At 37.5% G+C, this 21,222-nt stretch carries 20 protein-coding genes and 1 riboswitch; all 20 genes read right to left on the bottom strand.

The genetic code is table 11. The annotated features are described in order from the left end of the window. Window positions 1-143: 143 nt before the first annotated feature. On the bottom strand, window positions 144-1,376 hold the full coding sequence (gene rpsA / locus JHE06_RS05090; protein WP_058918380.1) for a 30S ribosomal protein S1: 1,233 nt from the start codon (window positions 1,374-1,376) through the stop codon (window positions 144-146). A 344-nt stretch (window positions 1,377-1,720) separates the two neighbouring features. Next, window positions 1,721-2,395 carry a (d)CMP kinase gene (gene cmk, locus JHE06_RS05085; RefSeq protein WP_058918379.1) on the bottom strand — a complete coding sequence of 225 codons (675 nt, stop codon included), beginning with the start codon at window positions 2,393-2,395 and terminating at the stop codon, window positions 1,721-1,723. Window positions 2,396-2,468: 73 nt separating this feature from the next. Continuing rightward, window positions 2,469-3,104: a LysM peptidoglycan-binding domain-containing protein gene (locus tag JHE06_RS05080; RefSeq protein WP_058918378.1), complete on the bottom strand. Its 636-nt coding sequence runs from the start codon at window positions 3,102-3,104 to the stop codon at window positions 2,469-2,471. Window positions 3,105-3,165: 61 nt separating this feature from the next. Continuing rightward, a complete protein-coding gene (locus JHE06_RS05075) occupies window positions 3,166-4,611 on the bottom strand; it encodes a RecQ family ATP-dependent DNA helicase (protein WP_201089687.1) in 1,446 nt (481 codons plus the stop codon). Next, complete coding sequence (locus JHE06_RS05070; RefSeq protein WP_236253562.1) at window positions 4,604-5,668, bottom strand: helix-turn-helix domain-containing protein; 1,065 nt, start codon at window positions 5,666-5,668, stop codon at window positions 4,604-4,606. Before JHE06_RS05070 ends, JHE06_RS05075 begins: the two co-directional genes overlap by 8 nt. A gap of 202 nt (window positions 5,669-5,870) precedes the next feature. Next, the gene (locus JHE06_RS05065) at window positions 5,871-6,455 is read right to left on the bottom strand and encodes an ECF transporter S component (protein WP_201089683.1); all 585 of its coding nucleotides are present in this window, start codon (window positions 6,453-6,455) and stop codon (window positions 5,871-5,873) included. 136 nt (window positions 6,456-6,591) lie between these two features. Then, a riboswitch (FMN riboswitch) is annotated at window positions 6,592-6,715 on the bottom strand. A gap of 80 nt (window positions 6,716-6,795) precedes the next feature. Next, a complete protein-coding gene (locus JHE06_RS05060) occupies window positions 6,796-8,610 on the bottom strand; it encodes a sensor histidine kinase (RefSeq protein ID WP_201089681.1) in 1,815 nt (604 codons plus the stop codon). Window positions 8,611-8,618: 8 nt separating this feature from the next. Further along, window positions 8,619-9,341, bottom strand: coding sequence for a response regulator transcription factor (locus JHE06_RS05055; protein ID WP_058918373.1), 723 nt, complete (start codon window positions 9,339-9,341; stop codon window positions 8,619-8,621). Window positions 9,342-9,495: 154 nt separating this feature from the next. Next, a complete protein-coding gene (locus tag JHE06_RS05050; protein WP_058918372.1) occupies window positions 9,496-10,236 on the bottom strand; it encodes a pseudouridine synthase in 741 nt (246 codons plus the stop codon). A 12-nt stretch (window positions 10,237-10,248) separates the two neighbouring features. Then, window positions 10,249-10,851 (bottom strand): SMC-Scp complex subunit ScpB, encoded by a 603-nt coding sequence (scpB, locus tag JHE06_RS05045; protein WP_058918371.1) that lies wholly within the window; start codon window positions 10,849-10,851, stop codon window positions 10,249-10,251. Window positions 10,852-10,855: 4 nt separating this feature from the next. Continuing rightward, entirely contained in the window at window positions 10,856-11,620 is a 765-nt protein-coding gene (locus JHE06_RS05040) for a segregation/condensation protein A (RefSeq protein ID WP_201089678.1), read from the bottom strand. A 3-nt stretch (window positions 11,621-11,623) separates the two neighbouring features. Further along, window positions 11,624-12,037 (bottom strand): N-acetyltransferase, encoded by a 414-nt coding sequence (locus JHE06_RS05035; protein WP_201089676.1) that lies wholly within the window; start codon window positions 12,035-12,037, stop codon window positions 11,624-11,626. 51 nt (window positions 12,038-12,088) lie between these two features. Further along, window positions 12,089-13,402: a diaminopimelate decarboxylase gene (gene lysA, locus JHE06_RS05030; RefSeq protein WP_201089674.1), complete on the bottom strand. Its 1,314-nt coding sequence runs from the start codon at window positions 13,400-13,402 to the stop codon at window positions 12,089-12,091. 187 nt (window positions 13,403-13,589) lie between these two features. Then, on the bottom strand, window positions 13,590-14,411 hold the full coding sequence (locus tag JHE06_RS05025) for a purine-nucleoside phosphorylase (RefSeq protein ID WP_058918367.1): 822 nt from the start codon (window positions 14,409-14,411) through the stop codon (window positions 13,590-13,592). Window positions 14,412-14,438: 27 nt separating this feature from the next. Next, window positions 14,439-15,608 (bottom strand): phosphopentomutase, encoded by a 1,170-nt coding sequence (gene deoB, locus JHE06_RS05020; RefSeq protein WP_201089672.1) that lies wholly within the window; start codon window positions 15,606-15,608, stop codon window positions 14,439-14,441. A gap of 94 nt (window positions 15,609-15,702) precedes the next feature. Further along, the gene (gene xerD, locus JHE06_RS05015) at window positions 15,703-16,593 is read right to left on the bottom strand and encodes a site-specific tyrosine recombinase XerD (RefSeq protein ID WP_201089948.1); all 891 of its coding nucleotides are present in this window, start codon (window positions 16,591-16,593) and stop codon (window positions 15,703-15,705) included. A 94-nt stretch (window positions 16,594-16,687) separates the two neighbouring features. Next, entirely contained in the window at window positions 16,688-17,155 is a 468-nt protein-coding gene (gene fur / locus JHE06_RS05010) for a ferric iron uptake transcriptional regulator (protein WP_058918365.1), read from the bottom strand. A 41-nt stretch (window positions 17,156-17,196) separates the two neighbouring features. After that, window positions 17,197-18,075 (bottom strand): CvfB family protein, encoded by an 879-nt coding sequence (locus tag JHE06_RS05005; protein ID WP_201089671.1) that lies wholly within the window; start codon window positions 18,073-18,075, stop codon window positions 17,197-17,199. Between the two features lie 255 nt (window positions 18,076-18,330). After that, window positions 18,331-20,088, bottom strand: coding sequence for a pyruvate kinase (gene pyk, locus JHE06_RS05000; RefSeq protein WP_058918363.1), 1,758 nt, complete (start codon window positions 20,086-20,088; stop codon window positions 18,331-18,333). Window positions 20,089-20,156: 68 nt separating this feature from the next. After that, complete coding sequence (gene pfkA / locus JHE06_RS04995; protein ID WP_201089669.1) at window positions 20,157-21,119, bottom strand: 6-phosphofructokinase; 963 nt, start codon at window positions 21,117-21,119, stop codon at window positions 20,157-20,159. Window positions 21,120-21,222 lie beyond the last annotated feature (103 nt).

Genomic DNA, 21,222 nt, shown 5'->3' with positions numbered 1-21,222 from the left:
TTGAACTTGCAAGCTTTTGCTGAAAGAAACCGGTTAAAACAATAAAATCCAAGCTTTTTTTTAAGATGATTCTCATTTTAAGACAAAAAAACGACATGCGGCTCAATTACACCACATGTCAGATTTTTTTACATTAACGTTAATTATTTTTCTTCTTTAGTATCTTCTACATCAGAAGTGATATCTGACAATTGATCACCTAGAATATCTCCTAAAGTAAATCCAGTATCTGATTCCGGCATTTGGTAATCGGTTGTTTCTTCTTTTGCTTCTTGGAATGGTTTTTCTTCTAAGGCTTTAATGCTTAAAGATAAGCGTTGATCAGTAGGATTAACATCCAGAACTTTCACTTTAATTTCTTGCCCTTCGCTCAAGACCTCATGCGGTGTTGCAATGTGGTTATGCGAAATTTGAGAAATATGAACCAATCCTTCTACTCCAGGGAAAACTTCCACAAATGCACCAAAGCTCGTTAATCGTTTGACTGTACCGTCTAAGACTGAACCAACAGCTGCACGTTCTTCAATATTGTCCCATGGTCCTGGTAGTGTATCTTTGATAGACAACGAAATACGTCCTTCTTCTTCGTTAACAGAAAGAATTTTAACGTCGACTTCTTCTCCCACAGATAATACATCAGCAGGATTTTTAACATGTTCGTACGATAGTTGAGAAATATGAACCAAACCATCCACACCACCAAGATCAATGAAAGCCCCAAAGTTAGTTAAACGAGCAACTTTCCCTTTAACGGTCTCTCCTTCTGTCAGGTTTTTCATAACTTCTTTTTTCTTGATTTCATTTTCAGCTTGCAAAACAGCTTTATGAGAAAGTATCAATCGATTTTCACTTGGTTCGATTTCCATGATCTTAAAGGCTAATGTTTGTCCTTTGTAGCTTGAAAAATCATCAACAAAGTGAACATCTACCATTGATGCAGGCACAAACCCACGCACTCCTGCGTCTACGACTAAGCCGCCTTTAACAACTTCTTTAACCGGTGCTTCGATAATTGTTCCATTTTCATAATCTGTTTGGATTTTTTCCCATACTTTTTTCGCGTCAATACGGCGTTTTGATAGCAGGTAGCTGCCATTTTCTTTATCTTTGATTTCTTTGATAACAACTAAATCTACGACATCTCCGACGTTGACGATTTCGGTAACATCTTCAAAAGGAGCTGCTGATAACTCATTGTTTGGGATAACCCCTTCAACGCCGCCTCCGATGATTCCAACGATAGCTTGTTTATTATCTTGAATTTTTAATATTTCGCCTTGAACAGTATCCCCAATGTGGATTTCTTGTACGCTGTTTAACGCGTCCATCATTGACTCTTGTTCTGATACTTCGTGATTGTCTGTATGATCTGTCATGTTTTTGTCCTCCTAATTTAGCCAAATAACTATTCTTCATCTATTTTAACTAATTTTTTAAAATATTGCCACCAAAACACCTGATGGATTGTAATCTGCTGCTTCAGCTTAATTTATTGATCAATAAACTTCGTTGGTTTTCCCTTGCTTGGTATGATCAAAAAAATAAAAGCAACTAGCTAAGGCACAGCATAAGTCTACTATCATTATACCGCTTATCATTGCTTTTTCAAAGGAAAGTGCTTTCAAAATCAATGTAGCACATTCTCTTTTTAACCGTTTTTTTATTACTGGTAAGGCACCGGTCAAAAAGAGAAAGATACGTTAATAAAGGAATTATTTCATTACTGCGTTTTTTCTTGAATAACTTCTTTGATTTTTTGAACAACTTGAGGAATATCCAAACTGGTCGTATCAACTAAAACAGCGTCTTTTGCTTGCGTCAAAGGTGAAGCAGAACGATGAGAATCTTTGTAATCACGATCAGCAATTTCTTTTTTCAGCGTCTCTAACGATGTTTCGATTCCCTTTTGCTGGTTTTCTTTATGACGTCTTTCAGCTCGCTCTTCGACACTTGCAACTAAAAATATCTTCACTTCAGCATTAGGTAAAACAGCTGTGCCAATGTCACGGCCATCCATAACAACACCGCCTTGTCCAGCGATTTCTTTTTGTCTTTTTACTAACTCTTTTCTAACTTCACTGTGTGCAGCTACTGCAGAAACAAGGTTCGTTACATCTGGTTGTCTAATAGCTTCAGTTACTTCTTTTTGGTTTACAAATACCTTTTGTGTGTCATCAGAAGGTTCAAAAGAAATGTCGATTTCTTTTAATAGTTTCACCAAAGAAGGCTCATCAGTTGGATCTACCTTTTGTTGAAGCGCTTGGTAGGTCAATGCACGGTACATAGCTCCTGTGTCACAATAAACATAGCCTAAATCTTTTGCTACTATTTTAGCTACCGTGCTTTTTCCAGCTGAAGCTGGACCGTCTATCGCGATCATCATTTTTTTTTCCATTATCATAAGCCTTCTTTCTATTTTCAAACTAAAAGCCGTCCAAGGACGGCTTCTAGTACCTATTCTATTCTCATTAATTAACTTTTAACACAGTACCCACAGAGACTTCATCTCCCGAAATGCCGTTCAGTGCTTTTAGTTCTTCAGTTGTCATCCCATGATTTAACGCAATCCGGTAAAGGTTATCGCCAGCTTTAACAGTATATGTATTTCCAGTTTCTGCTGGTGTCTCTACTTCAGGTGTTTCCACTTCAGGCGTCTCTTCGATCGGCGCTTCTTCAATAATTTCTGGAGTAGATTGTTCTGGTTCTTCTTGCTCAATGACAGCTTCAGATTCAACCGGCGTTTCCGCTATACTGCTTTCTTCTGACGAAACAGATTCTGAACTTTCTTCGCTTGATGAACTAGATGATTTTTTCGCTTCAGAACTTGATTCCGTACTGCTGTTTTGCGTAATCGTTATTTTATCTTCAGCAGGTTTTAGTTCATCAGCACGACCGCTGTTGGTGTACCATAAATAAGTCGCTACTGGCAGAATTATCAGAAGCGCTAAAAAAATAAAAAGCGAAGTCAATATTGGAGAAATACCCCCTTTGGCTTTTTTGCGAGCTATCCTTGACTGTTCATCATTCGCTAAGCCATCTTCATCGTCAAATTTACGAGACCATATTTCGTCTTTTTGATTGTTTTTAGATTTTTTCCCCGCCATAAATATTCCTCCTAAAGATAATTCGCTTTTATTGTACCATATTTCGTTTCATCTTGTCCTATTAATTCTCTAATAAAAACAGTTCATTCAAGGTCTTTTTCCAATTTAAAAATGTGGTTGCCTTATTTCTAAGGAACTCATCTTGATCAGCCGAATAGACACTTTCATCTAAACCACAATTAGAACAGCAGTTTAAAGGCTTTTCTATCCTGGTCTCATCGAAATAATAGAGTATATGAGTTCTTTTGCATGAAGTTGTTTCAGCATATTGAACCATATAGTCAAGTTGCCTTTTCTTTTGCAGCTCGTGGCTCATTATTTGAGCCTTAGCTTCTTCAAGAGGAGTCTTAGAAGAAAGATAATTCTCAATAATTTCTTGTTGAATCGTACTGCAACTGCCATCAAAAACAGTTCCATTGCGATAAGCATAGTTTAACATAGCTGGCGTTGGTAAACCATCTTCATGTAAGCGCATTTGTAAAAATTGATCGCCTGGTTCATAAAGTAGGATGGCGATACTAGGCCTCCCGTCACGTCCACACCTGCCTACCTCTTGAAGATAAGCTTCCATGCTAGCCGGCAAATGATAGTGGATAACAAAACGAATGTTTTCTTTGTTGATTCCCATACCAAAAGCACTCGTCGCACAAATAATGTCAATATCATTTTGAATAAACTGTTGCTGAATTTTAATTTTATCATCCCCTTCGATATCAGAATGATAACTTTCTACCGCAAACGGCGTTTCCGTTTTAAGCCAAGCCGTAACTTCGTCGGCTTTTTTTTTGCTTGAAAAATAAATGATTCCTGGTTTTTTTAGCTGTTCAATTTTTTCCAGCAGTTTCTTTTCTTTATTGCGACGACACGCAACAACAGAAAAAGCAATATTAGGACGATCAACAGAGTACACTATTTGTTTGGTTTTATCTTTATCCAGCAACAGCGAATCGAGTATTTCTTGCCGGACGTTTTCTGTTGCTGTTGCTGTTAACGCCATTGTCAGCGGATAGTTCAATGTTTTTCGAATCGTTCCCAGTTCTAAATAATCTAAACGGAAATCCATCCCCCACTGTGAAATACAATGGGCTTCATCGATCGCCATCAACCCAATTTCCAACTGTTTAAACCGCTCCAATAACAAAGGCTGCTGCAGCATTTCCGGCGAAAGAAAAATGAACTTATACTGATTTAAATGATTTAAAACCCACTCTTTCTCTTTTATATCCATTAAACTATTGATAGCCGCAACTCTTTTTTCACCAAACATTTTTAATTGTTCTACTTGGTCTTGCATTAAAGATAAGAGCGGAGAAACAATCAGCACGATTCCTTTTAAGCAATAACCGGTTAGTTGGTAACAAATGGATTTGCCTGTTCCTGTCGGCAGCATCACGAGTGTGTCTTCTCCTGATAAAGCGGCTAATATGGCTTCTTCTTGGCCTTCACGAAAGGAAGTATATCCAAAATGACTCCCAAGCAATTCTTTGATTTTTTCTTGATTAGTCAATACGATGCCTCCTTTCGATCTGTGCTAAACGATACCAAAGAAAGAGAATATCTGGTCTTTTTTCCGTCAGTTCTTGATAGGTGAGATTCGGTTTTTCGCTTAACATCTGATTAAGTTCTTCTCTTATTTCTATCGGAAAAATAAGAGACAAATCAAACGATGGATCAACAATGCTTATTTCGATTACATGTTCTGAAATCGTACTGAATTTCAACCGGCGCAAATCAGCAATTTCCTCAATAGAATGGCCGTTCAATAAATACTTTTGCGTTATAGCTGCACTTTGGGTAATGCCGCTATAGTCTCTTGCCGTTTCAGAATAAATTGAAAAAAACAAAGGAACCATTTGTGGCTGTCGTTCGATCCATTCGATCAATTCAGCTAAACAATCTGTCAATATTATTTCAGCTTCAAGAGGTTCGATACCATAATGTTCAGCTAATTGTCTTCGTGTTTTTCCAATCTTTCCATGGCCGGTTAGATAAGCAACGATGATCTCAGCATTGGTTTCTGTCAGCTCATTTAATAAAAATAACCATTCTTTGCCAAATTGCTGGGCTAAAGTTTGCTTATCTTGATGATGTTGATTTAACCAATTTTTTAACCAGATTTGATTTTTCCATTCTTTTTCCAATGGCAAATAGTGTTTATTGCCATGGCGAACCTCTGATAAAACTTGGGTAACAAATAAACATTTACGCCAAAAATAGGCGTTAACAGCTCCATTTTTCAATTGATTTAAATGAACTGGATAAGTATGCTTCATAAAGTACTGCTGATAGCCTTTAGCTCCACTTTCTGTTAATTGATACCCTTCTCCTTCGGAATCTGCTGTAATCAATTCTAAACGTTCCATTTTGTTTATTAGGCGTTCAAATTGTTGTCGTTTTATTTTTGGAAACAAAGAAAAATAAGCTGTTAAACGGTATTGTTGAGCATTATACAATATCGAAGCTGTTCTTTTTCCTGTAAGTATATGGTAAATGGTAGAGGATTTTTTCGAAACATCATTTGAAAACAACGACAAACAAAAGTTTTCAAAATAAGTCAATTTCACCAAAGTAGTCTCCTCCTTTTTCTTTGTTCACTTGATTATTGTTACTGCTTATTTTTAATGCTTCTTCTTATTCTAATATACCAAATATTTAGAAAATATAATGGGAAATACATAAATTACTTTATTTTTTTATTGCATTAAACAAAAATGGGCTCGTTACGATCACGAGTCCCATTTCTTTATTTAATATACAATTTAATTTCTATTTTCCATAACTGAAATTAGAGAGCTGATTGCGAACGATCCAGGGTTTCATTTTAGCGAAAAGAATAACGAAAACACTGCTGACGATTATTCCTTTTGCCAGGTTGAAGGGTACTACACCGTAAAAAACGTATTGTTGTATCGGACCAACGCTGAAGTTTAAAACGGCAAAATAAAGCGGGATCAGCACATAAGCATTCAAGAACGATAGGATCGTCGTTAAAGAGAGGGTTCCAATCACATTAGCAAAAACGATGGTTTGCGTGTTTTCTACTTTATTGCGCATAATATAATAAATCGGCAAACAATAAGCTAACGAGGCAATCAAGCTAGCCGCATCACCAATAGGATACCCTGCATCTCCGCCAGTTTGAATATAATGAAGAACCGTACGGATCACAGCTACCATTATTCCCCCTACAGGACCATATAAAAACATACCTAACAATACAGGAATATCACTGAAATCTATTTTCAAAAAAGAAACTCCAGGGATAATGGGAAAAGCGAAAAACATTAGGACGAAAGCGACCGCTGCAAGCATCGAAACTCCTACTAGTCTTTTTGTGTTACTATTTTGCATAAAAATCCTCCTAAAAGGATCCATCAGCTTGAGCATTTTGAGCTTACCGAAGAATACTAGTCAAAAAAATATGCCCGTCTAATTTTTCTTCAGAAAAATCAAACAGAGCATAAGAACATTAGTACATTCAAATAAGCCCCATCTTCTTTATCCAGACTTTACTGTCGGTACTGGAATTAAACCAGTTCAACCAGATAATGCTACCTAGCTCGTGGACTATACCACCGGTCGGGAATTACACCCTGCCCCTGAAGACGAATCTATTATTTTTTTAGTACATCATCTGTACTCCTAAAGTATACTAAACTTAAGAGTATTTTGCAAGAGTTTTACTTACTTTTTATACGTTTGTTTCGTTAGGATCAATATAAGGAAAACGCATGGCGAAAACTGTCTCTTCATTTGGAACACTTTTAACCTCAATAGTGCCGCCATGTTCTTCAATAATATTTTTTACGATTGATAGCCCTATCCCAGTACCCGTCTGATTGGTTTTATAAACCGTTCTAGATTTATCCGCCTTATAAAAGCGATCAAAAATATAGGGAATATCTTCTTCCATTATACCCATACCGTTGTCTATCACTTCCATAACAACTTCATCAAAAACTTTATCTAAATGAACCCATAATTTGACTTCTTTATTTTCTCGTTCCGCCATAGCAGTATGCCGTATAGCATTGTTGATCAAATTGACAAATACTTGGTTCATCTTGTCTTCATCCATCTCGTATGTTTGCACTCCTGGATCGATTTTAAGGGTTAACCTTACATGACTGCTTCCAGCTATACGATTAAAACGCGCCATCAACTTTCTGAAAAACGGTTCTAAAATGACATCTTCACGAATCAAATCAATATGACCTGCTTCCATTCTAGATAAATCCAGCATTTCGTTGACCATTCGGTTCATCCGTTTCGATTCTTCACCGATGATACTCGCCATCTCATGTTTTTCTGCTTCTGTTTCAGCTATATCGTCTAAAATTGCCTCACTGTAACCTTGTATCATTACTAAAGGTGTTCGTAATTCATGAGAAACGTTATTGATAAAATCGACGCGCATTTTATCCAAACGCCGTTCTTTTGTTAAATCTTGCAACGATACTAGAACTCCCCGGACGTTTTCTAACCCTTCATCAAATAAAGGAACCAATGTGATTTCGAAATAAATATCATTAAAGGTAGCATCGTAATAAACTTTTTCAGATTTTTCAATCACTTCATCTATTTGATCTGCTATCACTTCCGGCACAGCCGTTTCTTCTATCCCTTCCAACTTATACCAATTATGCAAAAACTCTTCGCCAATCGGATTAGACATCAGCAAAGTTTTATCTTGATTGTAGTATAAAATACCGGTTGAGATCGAAGTAACAATGTTTTCTAACAATTCTTTTTCTTGTCGAGTTGCCGTTCCAGTGGTTTCCAATGATTTCCGCATTTTATTCATGGCTAAAGCAAGTTGTGAGATTTCATCTTTATAATGTATTGGAGCTTGTTGTGAAAAATCATTTTTTGCATATTCAAAAGCAATGTCTCTTAATTCGTTCAAAGGCTTCCCTAAACGATTTTGCAAATAATAAAAAAGACCAATTGCTAACAATCCATAAAGAGCAAAATTAATCAGAGACCAGATGTTCATTTTTTGTTGTGTTGCGTTTAAAAAAGACAAATCTCCAAACGAATACAATGTTCCCTTTTGTCCATTGAACTCGAAAGTTTTCATGCGGAAAATAAATACAGACTCTGCGTTTTTTTTGTTTTCATGTTCGCTTATGATCTCAGTATCTTTTCCAGCTTTCATCGCTTTTTTTACTTCTTCATCAGCGAGTAAAATCTCTTTAGAAGAAGGTGTCAATTGTTCAGACATATTGTAAGAGGTACTGACAGGTTGACCATCTAAATAAATCGACATAAACACATGGGTATCGTGCGCTTTCAACTTATCCAAGTGATCGATTAAAAACTGAGGATCTTCTTCTAAATATGTTTCTGTCGTTTTTATTGAGGCTCTATAATCGGATAGATAATTGTTTTCAACATTTTTTTGATAGATGCTGCCATATATCTGATTGGTCGTAATAAAGCAAAACCCTACGATAAGCATAGTGACTGCCCATACCCGAAAGGTGATGTTGTTTAATTTAATCATCACTTAACCTACTTCTTTTCTTCAGGATAGGAATTAAATTTGTACCCTAATCCCCAAACAGTCACAATCATTTTTGCAGCCGCCTCAGATTGTTTGGTCAATTTTTCCCGTAATCGTTTAATATGGGTATCTACTGTTCTCAGATCTCCAAAAAATTCATATTTCCATACTTCGCGTAAGAGTTGTTCTCTACCGAAAATTTGATTTGGCGATTGGATCAAATACAATAATAAGTCATATTCTTTTGGCGTTAAATTAACCGGTTTTCCATCCGCTAAAACACGGTGTGACTGATTATCGATTTCAATATTAGGCATCACGATCAAATCGGGATTTTCTTTTTCTTCTTCTTTTTTAGTATGGGTTCTTTTCAAAACTGCCGACACTCGTAAGACAACTTCGCGTGGACTGAAAGGTTTTACAATATAATCATCTGCTCCTACTTCAAATCCTTGAATCCGGTTGATTTCTTCCCCTTTGGCCGTTAACATCATAATAGGTGTATTTTTGTGCTCGCGTAATTTTTCAGCAACTTCAATACCATCCATTTTAGGCAACATAAGATCCAATAAAATTAAATCATAATCGTTTTCTAATGCAAGGTTTAATGCATCTTCTCCATTATCTGTTTCAGTAATGATATAGTTTTCACGTTCCAAATACATCTTTAATAAACGACGTATGCGGTCTTCATCATCTACAACTAGTAGATTTAATGCTTCATTTCCCACTGATGTTACACCTCCACTTTAAACATACTGATTAATCTGTACTAGTCAAGTATACACAACTTTCTTTTTGGCATACAGCTAAACGCACTCTTACTATGTATGCTTACTTTTAAAATAGGAATAATCTGATTGATTATCCCTATTTTAAAGCAGCTTATTTTTCAGAAGAATTTTTATTTTGATTGGCTAAGTTTCGCAATTGGTTGACCTCAAAAGACTTCAGTTCGCGCCATTCTCCTGGACGCAAACCATCTAGATTCAACGTACCGTATGTTTCCCTCTTAAGTTTCTGAACAGGGTGTCCTACGGCTTTAAACATGTTTTTAACTTGACGATTCCGTCCCTCATGAATAGTCAATTCAACCATAGTCACATTTTTTGCTTTATCTGCTGATATGATTTTTGCTTTAGCAGGAGCTGTTCGTTTGCCTTCAACGACAATTCCTTTTTCTAACTTAGTTAGCGTGTGTTTCTCTACCATGCCTTCAACTTTGGCTACGTAGGTTTTATCAATATTAAATTTTGGATGCATCAACATTTGTGACAGTTCGCCATCGTTTGTCAAAATCAGTGCACCTGTTGTGTCATAATCTAAACGTCCCACTGGATAGATCCGTTGTTCGATATGAGGGAATAAATCCGTCACTACACGGCGGTCTTTATCATCGGATACAGCTGAAATGGTATTTCTAGGTTTATTTAATAAAAAATAAATAGGTTCTTCACGATCAATTGGAACTCCGTCCACTTCTACTCGGTCAGAATTACCTACTTGTACCCCTAGTTCTTTGACGACTTCTCCATTTACTTTTACACGGCCTTTAACGATCAACTCTTCTGATTTCCGTCTAGAAGCTATTCCTGCATGAGCCATTACTTTTTGCAATCTTTCCATTTTAACTACCCCTTAATGGTCATTTTTTTGTTCGCTTGGTATATCTATAAATTGTTGATTGAACTGTTCAAAAAACAAATCGGATTCATTTTCGGCAGGTTCTTGTTCCAAGTCCGATATTTTCGGTAACTCTGAGAGTTTTTTCAAACCAAAATAATCTAGAAAATAACGCGATGTGCCATACAAAATAGCTCGTCCCGGCCCTTCGACCCGTCCTTTTTCTTCAATTAACCCTCTCAACGTCAATTTTTGTAGCGCTCCGCTTGTTTGCACTCCCCGGATCTCATCGATTTCCATCCGTGTCAACGGCTGCTTATAAGCGATAATCGCCAATGTTTCTAACGCCGCTTGAGACAAGTTGGTGGACAAAGGTGAAATCGCATAGCTCTTAATAACTTCAGCATACTCTTTTTTTGTTGCCAATTGGTATTGCTCGCCAACTTCTAACAACATTAATCCTCGTTCCGCTGAAGAATCGTACTCTTTTTGTAATTGCATCAAAAGTCGGTAAGCGTGCTGTGTTGAGCAAGATAAAATAGAAGCGATTTCTTCTAACGATAATCCTTCATCACCTGCTACAAAGAGTAATGCTTCAACCGCCGCTGCTTTATTCATGCACTCACGCTCCTATTTCTTCAGTTTTTGTACGGTATACGAAAATATCTCCGTATCTCTCTTCTTGCTGAATCCAAATATTTTTTTCCTTAATCAATTCTAAAAGTGCTATAAAAGTCGTTACTAATTCTTTTTTTGTCGGTGCGTCAAAAAAATCAGCAAACAATACGCCTTCCGTTTTCAAGCCAGAAGGCAGTTTAGCTAAAATAAACTCCATTTTCTCGCCAATCGTCGTTTCTTCAGACATTACTTTGGTTTGAAGCGGTACTTTTTTTAATTGTTTAGTCACCATCATTTGAAAAGCAGCGACTAAATCTAATGTGCTGACTTGCATAGGCTCCATTGGGACATCCGTTTGCAAATATTCAAGATTAACGGGTGCCTTTGTATAATATTGATTCCGTTCTTCTTCTTTTGATTTTAAAACGTCCGCCACTTTTTTGTACTTCTGATACTCTAATAGTTGTTCCACTAATGCTTCCCGTGGATCTTCCCCAGCCTCATAAAGGTCAAGTTCTTCGTCTAAGAGCAATTCTTGTTTAGGCAGAAGCAGTTTGCTTTTGATAGCCATTAGCGTCGCAGCCATGACCAAATAATCCCCAGCAACATCTAATTCAAAGACTTTCATGGATTGAATATAAATCAAATACTGCGAAGTCACTTCCGCAATAGGAATATCGTAAATATCGATTTCCAGATGTTGAATCAAATGCAATAATAAATCAAGTGGGCCTTCAAAAGCATCAATTTTCACATTTATTTCAGACATCGCTCAATCTTCTTTCTCTTCTTTTTCTTCAAGACCTTCTTCATTGTTGTCCTGCTTCTTAGCTTTTTCTTGTTCCCATTTTACAACTAAGGGAGCTGTTTCCAGCGTTCCAATGACCTTTTTTTGTGAAAATTGGTTATCTAAAGCCTCGAAAATCTTATAACTGATGCCTTCATTTCGAAAAGAAGGATTGATAGCAATATGACGAAGCAAAATCAAGTCTTCTCCTATTTCGACGCCTACCACAGCAATCAAATCTCTTGTTTCTTCTCCTCGCCACAAATAAAGTTTACGGTTTTCTTCTTGTTGGTACCACTCCATTTCAGATTGTAATCTAGTAACTTCTTTCAAATCTGGCACAAATGAGAGCAATCCCATGGTAATCTTTTCATAATCATTCTTATAGTCGAGTAACATTGTCATCCTCCTAGAGATTTCCGAGAATCAAAAAGCAGTTTATTCACTTATTTAAATCAGTGAACGTTCCAATCTCATCAAATCTGCATAGTTCTCTCTTTCAATCGCTAAAAAGTCTACTCCGTTTTCAACAAACACCACTGGTGGTCGAGGAATGCGATTGTAATTATTAGCCATCGCATAGCCATAGGCACCGGTGCTAAAAACGGCTAGGATATCTTGTGTTTGAGCCTCAGGCAATGGCAGGTCCCAAATCAACATATCTCCAGACTCGCAACATTTTCCAGCGATGGAATACATTTTTTCCGTTTGGTCACTGACGCGATTAGCAAAAACTCCTGTATACTTGGCATTGTAGAGGGCAGGACGAATGTTATCTGACATTCCGCCATCCACAGCTAAATAATTGCGCACATCAGGGATTTCTTTTTGTGAACCTGTTTGATAAAGAGTGATTCCTGCATCTCCTACCAAACTTCTCCCTGGTTCTATCCATATTTCCGGCATTTCAAGACCTAGCTCTTTCGACACCTGTTCAACTTCATCGATGATGGTATTGATATACGTCTCGATTGGCAACGGCTCATCTTCTGTTGTATAGCGAATACCAAATCCGCCTCCCACGTTTAAAACTTTCAATTTAAAATCAAATTGTTTTTTCCATTCTTTCGCTTTGTTTAAAACTTTATCGATTGCCAAATTAAAGCCTTCCGTTTCAAAAATTTGGGAACCAATATGGCTATGCAATCCCATAACATTAATAAAAGGCATTTTTCTTGTCAGTTCAATAGCCATTTCTGCCTGCCCATTAGTTAAATCAAAACCGAATTTTGAATCATTTTGTCCCGTTGAAATGTAATCGTGTGTATGAGCCTCCACTCCTGGAGTAACACGGATCAGAACATTCATCATTTGTTCGCGTATACTAGTGAATTTATTCAATAGGTTTAATTCATGGAAATTATCGACCACAAAACAACCTACCCGGTAATCTAATCCCGCAATAATTTCAGCATCAGATTTATTATTGCCATGAAAGTGAATCTTTTCGCTGGGATAATCCGCTTTGATAGCCGTATAAAGTTCTCCACCGGAAACAACGTCAAGTGACATGTTTTCTTTTGCCATCAGTTGATAAATAGCTAAGCAGGAAAAAGCTTTACTAGCATAAGCAACTTGAGCCGCTACCCCTCTGTTTTCAAAAGCAGCTTTAAAAGCACGAGCTTTTTCTTTAATGTACAAGGTATCATAAACGTAGATTGGTGTCCCATATTTTTCTACCAAATCTAAACTGTCTACTCCTCCAATTTCCAAGTGATTTTTTTCGTTTATTTTCATTGTACCTGTTAATAATCTTTCATCCATTTGTTGTCCTCATTTCAACTTTATCCGAAAATTTGCTCTATTTACTTTAACACAAAACCCTCTTTTTCTCAACGCGGCAAAAAAGGACCCCAGCTTCATAGAGGCGGGATCCTTTTCTACATTCAAAAAGAAAATTTACAAAACAAAAACACTAAAATATTCATTGGTTTTATTGTTTTCAAAAGAATTAAAGAGCAGCTAAAATGTTTTTTATAAATGCTTTAAAGGTCGTTTTCACACGTTGCGTGGTTTCAACTACTTCTTCATGATTCAAAGCAGCTTGCATACCTGCGGCGAGATTGGTAATGCATGACACACCGATCACTCGTAATCCAGCGTGTTTAGCTACGATAACTTCAGGCACTGTAGACATACCGACAGCATCTGCTCCTAGTAAACGAGCCATTTTGATTTCAGCGGGAGTTTCATAAGTAGGGCCTGAAAAGCCAATATAGACGCCTTCTTTTAAATCCAAGTCCATTTCTCCAGCGACTTTTCTCACAGTTTCTTGATAAGCCTTGTCATATGGTTCACTCATATCCGTAAAACGCACACCCATCGCCTCATCGTTTGGTCCGATAAGAGGGTTTACTCCTGTATAATTGATTTGATCAGTGATCATCATTAATTCGCCTTGAGTAAAGCTGGTATTGATACCACCTGCGGCGTTGGTCACAATCAAAGAATGAACACCTAATTCTTTCATCACTCTAACGGGAAAAGTGACCTCTTGCAAAGTATAGCCTTCATAATAATGGAAACGGCCTTGCATCGCAAGGACCTGTTTACCCCCTAGTACACCGTAAACTAATTGTCCGGCGTGCCCAGCAACTGTCGAAACGGGAAAATGAGGAATATCGCCGTATGAAATAATAACAGGATTTTCAATTTCATCTCCCAATTCTCCTAAACCTGATCCAAGAATCAAACCGATTTCGAGATCTTTTACCCCTTGTTGTTTAATAAAACTAGCTGCTGCTGTAATTTTTTCTTGTAAAGATACTGTCATGATTGATCTCCTTTTAACGTTTTTTTATTAGTTTAGCTGGCTTAAGAAACTTTTCCCAAAACCGGTGCTTTCTACTCCAAAATTATCCGCAATGGTTGCCCCAATGTCAGCAAAGTGCCCTTGAGATAATTCACCACGGTCTTTCATTGATGGCGAGTATGCTAACAATGGAACATATTCACGAGTATGATCTGTTCCTGGGGCGATTGGATCGTTACCATGGTCAGCAGTAATCAAAAGCAAATCATCTTCTTTTAATTGCCCAACGATTTCTTCAAGACGTACATCGAAATCATCAATCGCTTTTCCATATCCAACGACGTCGCGACGATGTCCGAATAAGGCATCAAAATCGACTAGATTCAAAAAGCTTAGTCCTTCAAAATCTTGCGTCATCGCTTTTAAAAGTTGATCGACACCATCCATATTGCTGGTCGTTCGAACGGCTTCTGTTATCCCTTCACCATTGTAAATATCATTGATCTTACCAATGGCAATCACATCTTTTCCAGCCTCGCTCAAATGATTCAAAACTGTTTTTCCGAATGGATTCAATGCGTAATCATGACGCCCACTTGTTCTGGTAAAGTTGCCAGGTTCGCCAACAAACGGACGAGCAATAATGCGGCCAATCATATAAGGATCATCTTTAGTGATATCACGTACGTATTGACAAATTTTGTAAAGTTCTTCTAATGGAATGACTTCTTCATGAGCTGCAATCTGTAAAACAGGATCAGCTGAAGTATAAACAATCAAATCACCGGTCTTCATTTGGTGTTCGCCATATTCATCAATAATAGCTGTACCGCTCGCTGGCTTATTTGCGACGACTTTGCGCCCTGAAAAGTCTTCGATTTTCTTTAATAATTCAGCTGGAAAACCTTCAGGGAACACACGAAAAGGCGTTTGAATGTTTAATCCCATGATTTCCCAATGTCCCGTCATGGTATCTTTCCCAACAGATACTTCCTCTAATTTTGTATAATAACCTACACTATCCGGAACGTTACGGACACCTTTTAAAGGACGGATATTGCCTAAACCTAGTTCTTCCAAGTGTGGAATGTTTAAGCCAGCTTCTTGGGCGATGTGCCCTAATGTGTCGCTGCCTATATCATTAAATTGAGCAGCATCTGGCGCTTCTCCAATTCCTACTGAATCCATGACAATTAAATGTACTCTTTTATAAGACATATTCGTTTGTCCTCCTCTTTCTTGGTTTCTATCTCTCTTATTATAGTAAATAAACCGCTTAAATGCGAGAGAAAAACCAAACTCTCATTTAATTTCAAGCTCGTGGGTGATACGTTTTATAAACGGTCGACATCCGATGAGTCGTAATATGCGTATAGATTTGTGTTGTCGAAATATCTGAATGTCCTAATAACTCTTGGACAGTACGTAAATCAGCGCCGTTTTCTAGTAAATGCGTAGCAAAGGAATGTCGCAATGTATGAGGAGTTACTTCTTTTTCAATGCCAGCTTTTTTCACAAGCCCTTTTAAATTTTTCCATACCCCTTGCCTGCTCAACTTACGTCCATGATGGTTTAAAAAGACATAAAGTGAACGTTTATCTGGCCGTTCCAGACGATTTCGACTATGTTTTAAATACTTTTCGATCCATTCTATGGCTAAATCGCCTAATGGAATAATACGTTCTTTATCGCCTTTCCCAATGGTTTGAATCAAACCTAGAGAAAGATGTAAATCGTCCAATTTTAATTCGGTTAGTTCAGAAACACGCAGTCCTGTAGCGTACATCACCTCAAGCATGGCCCGATCCCTAATTCCCAGCGTTTCACTGGTATTAGGTGTTTCAATGAGAATCTCTACTTCTTTGGTAGAAAGAACTTTTGGCAATGTCTGGGCTTTTTTAGGCGTATCAATGTGTAACATCGGATCAGTAGTTGAAATTTTTTCTTGTCTTAAAAATTGATGGAATTGTCTTAAACTGGAAACCATTCTAATGACTGTACCTGCTGCTTTTTCTTCTTCTTTTAACCGTTGTAAAAAAGACAAGACCATATACCGATCTACCGCATCCCAATGGTTGATATGATTTTCTTTTAGAAAGAGCAAATACTGTTTCAAATCACGCTGGTAGCTTTCTACTGTATTTTTTGAAAGTCCGCGTTCAATTGTCAAAAAGCGGATATATTCCGTTAAACTCTCTTCCATTATCATTTCCACTTCCATCCAAAACATCCTTTCAATAGTTAAAAAGAGAGCACCAAACATGTCTGTTATCCGCTCTCTTACTCTTTATTTAATGTTATTGTATGCCTTTCTTTTCTTGATCTTGGCACTTCTTGCAAATGCCATGAAACGTTAATCGGTGATCTTTGACAAGAAATTGAAAACGCGACTCGACGATCGCTTCAATCTCTTCTAATAAATCTTCATGGACTTCTTCTATGTCACCACATTGAGTGCACAGCAAATGATGATGAAAATGTTTTGCTCCATCTTTTTTTAAATCATACCGCGCTAAACCATCATCAAAACTAACTTTATTTACTATTTCTAATTCGGTCAACATTTCTAACGTGCGGTAGACCGTTGCCAGACCGATATCAGGATTCACTTTTTTGACCAGCAAATATATTTCTTCTGCACTCATATGTTCCGATTCTTTTTCTAGTAGAACTTTCATGGTTGCTTCTCTTTGAGAAGTTAGTTTATAACCCGCATCGTGCAACGATTCTTTTATTTTTAATAGAGATGTTTCAATTGGTTTCATTTGGATTGCCCTCATTTAACTGATGCTGTCTCATCTGTTGTTTATTCTTCTGTTTCAGTATTAAAATCGACCAGTTTTGTTTCGCCATTTTCTTGAGTAATCTTTCTTTGTTTCATCAAATTTCCAAGTGCGCGCTTAAATTGAGCTTTGCTGATACCGAAGCGTTCTCTGATTTCATCTGGGTCGCTTTTATCAGTATAAGGAAAACTCCCTGTATGTGTACGTTCTAAAATAGCAAGCAACATCCCAGCATCATCACTAATAGCTTCATGCGCTCTCGGCATCAAAGAAACGTTTAGAATGCCATCGTTTCTAACACCGATCACACGTCCAGATACTACTTCGCCAAGTCGGGGTTCATCTTTTCGTTCAGAAGGGTGAATAAAACCTAAATAGTTATCCTCTGTTAAGATATAAGTGCCCACTAATTTCAATCGGTAAGCAGTCCCTGTGATGTTTTGGTTATTTAGTACTTCAGCACCTTTACGAGACATAGATTCAAATATAGATTCAGGTGCTTGCTCGCCCCACATACGGTCTTTTTCATCTACACGAATCGTTATCAATAAACGATCTCCTTTTTTAGGCCAAAGGTGTTTAAGTGTCGGCAATTCATCCAGCGACACAACCAATTCTTTGTCCGGCAAACCGATATCCATAAAGACTCCTAAATCTTTGCGCGTATCAACCACTGTCGCCCAAGAATAATTTCCCATACGAACTTCCGGAATTTCTTGAGTCATCATCGTATCTTTATTCATCGCTACATAAGCAAAACCTTCAACAGTATCGCCTAATTGGTAAGTTGTTTCTCCATTTTTTAATAATTTATACGTAACCCCGTCTTTTTGAATAAAATAAGCTTTTTCATTTATATCTGTAACCAAACCTGTAATAACATTTCCTAACGATTGATTCATTATATTTTGTCCTCCATCTAACACCAATGTATTTTTCTTAGATCTATCTTAGTCTATTTTATTTTTCTCTTTCATTTTATAGCAAAAAACTTAGGAATGAAAGGTAGAAACTTTACTTTTCAACTTCCACGTCTATCTAGTTTACCATAATTGTATTATGTCATCTATGGTCTACAAAAAAAAGCTCCCCTCTCAGAGAAACAAGCCTTCTGATGGGGGAGCACCTTTTGTAAAATTATCTTAAGTTTTAACTGATTAGATGGCTGTTGTTGCTCCACGGTAAACAATTCCACGACGAGAATCAACTGTAATTAATTCATCTGGATTAACCAATGAAGTAGCATTTTCTGCTCCTACAATCACTGGAATACCCATAGCAATACCGATAACGGCTGCATGGCTTGTTAAACCACCATTTTCAACAACTAAAGCTGCAGATTTTTCAATTGCTGGCAAGTAGTCTTTATCGGTTGTTTTCACAACTAAAATACTACCTTCAACAGCTTTTGCATTTGCTTCTTCAGCAGAAGCCGCTACAACAGCTTTACCAATAACTGATTCAGTACCAATTCCTTGTCCGCTAACTAACTTCGAACCAATCAATTGGATTTTCATTAAGTTAGTTGTTCCACGTTCGCCAACCGGTACACCAGCTGTGATAATAATCAGGTCGCCTTCTTTAGCAAAGCCGCCTTCTTGAGCGATAGTGGTAGCTAAGTTAAACATATCATCAGTCGATGACGGTTTTTTAGAAACTGTTGGATAAACGCCCCATGAAAGTGCTAATCCGCGCATTTGACGTTCTGAGAACGTTACTGCCACGATATTTGCTTTTGGACGGTATTTAGAGATCATACGAGCAGTGTGGCCAGATTCTGTAGCCGCTACAATAGTATGAATATCTAAGTTACGTGCTGTATGGCCAACTGATTGTCCAATAGCTTCAGTCATATCTGTTTCACTGTAAGCTTTCAACGCGAAAGCGTCTTGGTTTATCAGTGCTTCTTCAGTGCGGATAGCAATACGTGCCATTGTTTGAACAGCTTCTACAGGATAGTCTCCCGCTGCTGTTTCGCCAGAAAGCATGATTGCATCGCTGCCGTCAAAAATAGCATTCGCAACGTCACTAGCTTCTGCACGTGTTGGGCGCGGGTTTTCTTGCATTGAATCCAACATTTGAGTAGCTGTAATAACAGGTTTGCCTAAAGCATTACTTTTTTGGATCAACGCTTTTTGAACGATAGGAACTTCCTCAGTTGGAATTTCCACACCTAAATCTCCACGAGCCACCATAACACCGTCAGCTATCTTCAAGATTTCATCAATGTTATCAACACCTTCTTGGTTCTCGATCTTAGCAATAATTTGAACATGTGTCATATCTTTTTCTTCTAAGATTTCAGTGATTTCTAAAACATCACTTGGACGACGAACAAAACTTGCTGCAATATAGTCAACATCGTTTTCTAAACCAAAACGAATATCAGCAGCATCTTTATCTGTAATTCCTGGTAAGTTTACAGATACGCCAGGTACGTTAACACCTTTTTTATTTTTTAGTACTCCACCATTCTTAGCTACAGTAACCAATTCACGATTTTCGTGATCAATATCTGTTACTTCTAAATCGATCAAACCATCATCTAAAAGAATATGTGAACCGGGGTGAACATCATTGATCAAATCAGGATAAGAAACTGAAAATTTTTCTTTTGTTCCTTCAACTTCGTCCATCGCAATACGAACAACGTCTCCAGAAACAAAATCAACTCGACCATCTTTCATATTATGCGTACGAATTTCTGGTCCTTTCGTATCTAATAAGATAGCGACCATTTTCCCAGCAATTTTTGAAGCTTCACGAATATTTTTGATACGAGCACCGTGTTCTTCAAAGTCACCATGTGAAAAGTTTAAACGAGCTACGTTCATTCCCGCTTCGATCATTTGAACTAATAACTCAACTGTTTCACTAGCTGGACCAATTGTACATACTATTTTCGTTTTTTTCATTCTGCAATCTCTCCCAATAAACATTTTTTAAAATCTTATACACATTATTAATAGGAAATTTCATTAACTTAATAAGAAATTTCTTGATTCAATTTATACAGAGATACATCAGGCATATGTTTTTGATTTTGTAAAAGATCTTCAAAATCATTTTCCACAATTTTACTACCAATAATACCTAAACCTAAGCCGCCTTTGCCTTCTTTCAGAAGGTCAACTGCTTTAGCGCCAAAAATGCTTGCAAGCACACGGTCACGAGCTGTAGGAGAACCGCCACGTTGCACATGTCCTAAGACAGTCACGCGTGCATGATGATCTCCATATTCAGATAGTTTCTCAGCAAAATCATTGCCATTCATTACGCCTTCAGCCAGAATGATAATGCTGTGTTTTTTACCTCGTTCGCGTCCTTTTTGTATCGTGCTGGCAACCTCTTCCATATTAAATTCTTTTTCTGGAATGATGATTTGTTCTGCTCCGCCAGCAACACCGGTCCACAAAGCAATGTCTCCTGCATTACGGCCCATTACTTCAATGATAAAAGTACGCACATGGCTCGTTGCAGTGTCTCTGATTTTATCAACTGAATCTAAAACGGTATTGATTGCTGTATCAAAACCGATACAGTAGTCGGTTCCCGGAATGTCATTGTCGATCGTTCCAGGCAATCCGATCGTTGGATAGCCATGTTTAGCTAAAGCCAAACCTCCACGGTAAGACCCATCTCCGCCAATGACTACTAAACCTTCAATGCCAAATTTTTTCAGCTGTTCTATTCCTCTTAATTGTCCTTCTTCAGTTGCAAATTCAGGGTAACGAGCTGAATAAAGAAATGTTCCACCACGTGAAATTTTGTCTCCAACATCTCTTCTGGTCAATTTACGAATGTCTCCGGCTACTAAACCTGCATAGCCATAGTTGATACCATAAACTTCCATTCCTTCATAAAGTCCTTTACGAACGACTGCGCGAACAGCTGCGTTCATACCTGGGGCGTCCCCACCACTTGTCAAAACAGCGATACGTTTCATTTTGATAACCCACCTCATCAATCAGTGTATTTAGCGTAAAAAACATTCTTTCACCATTGTTAAAAACACTTTTTACATGTTTACTAGTATTCTTTTAAGTCAG

The sequence above is a fragment of the Carnobacterium sp. CS13 genome, assembly GCF_016653495.1.
Classification (GTDB): Bacteria; Bacillota; Bacilli; order Lactobacillales; family Carnobacteriaceae; genus Carnobacterium_A; species Carnobacterium_A antarcticum.
Note: the sequence above shows the minus strand (reverse complement) of the source record. Positions and strands in the feature narration are given on the sequence as shown.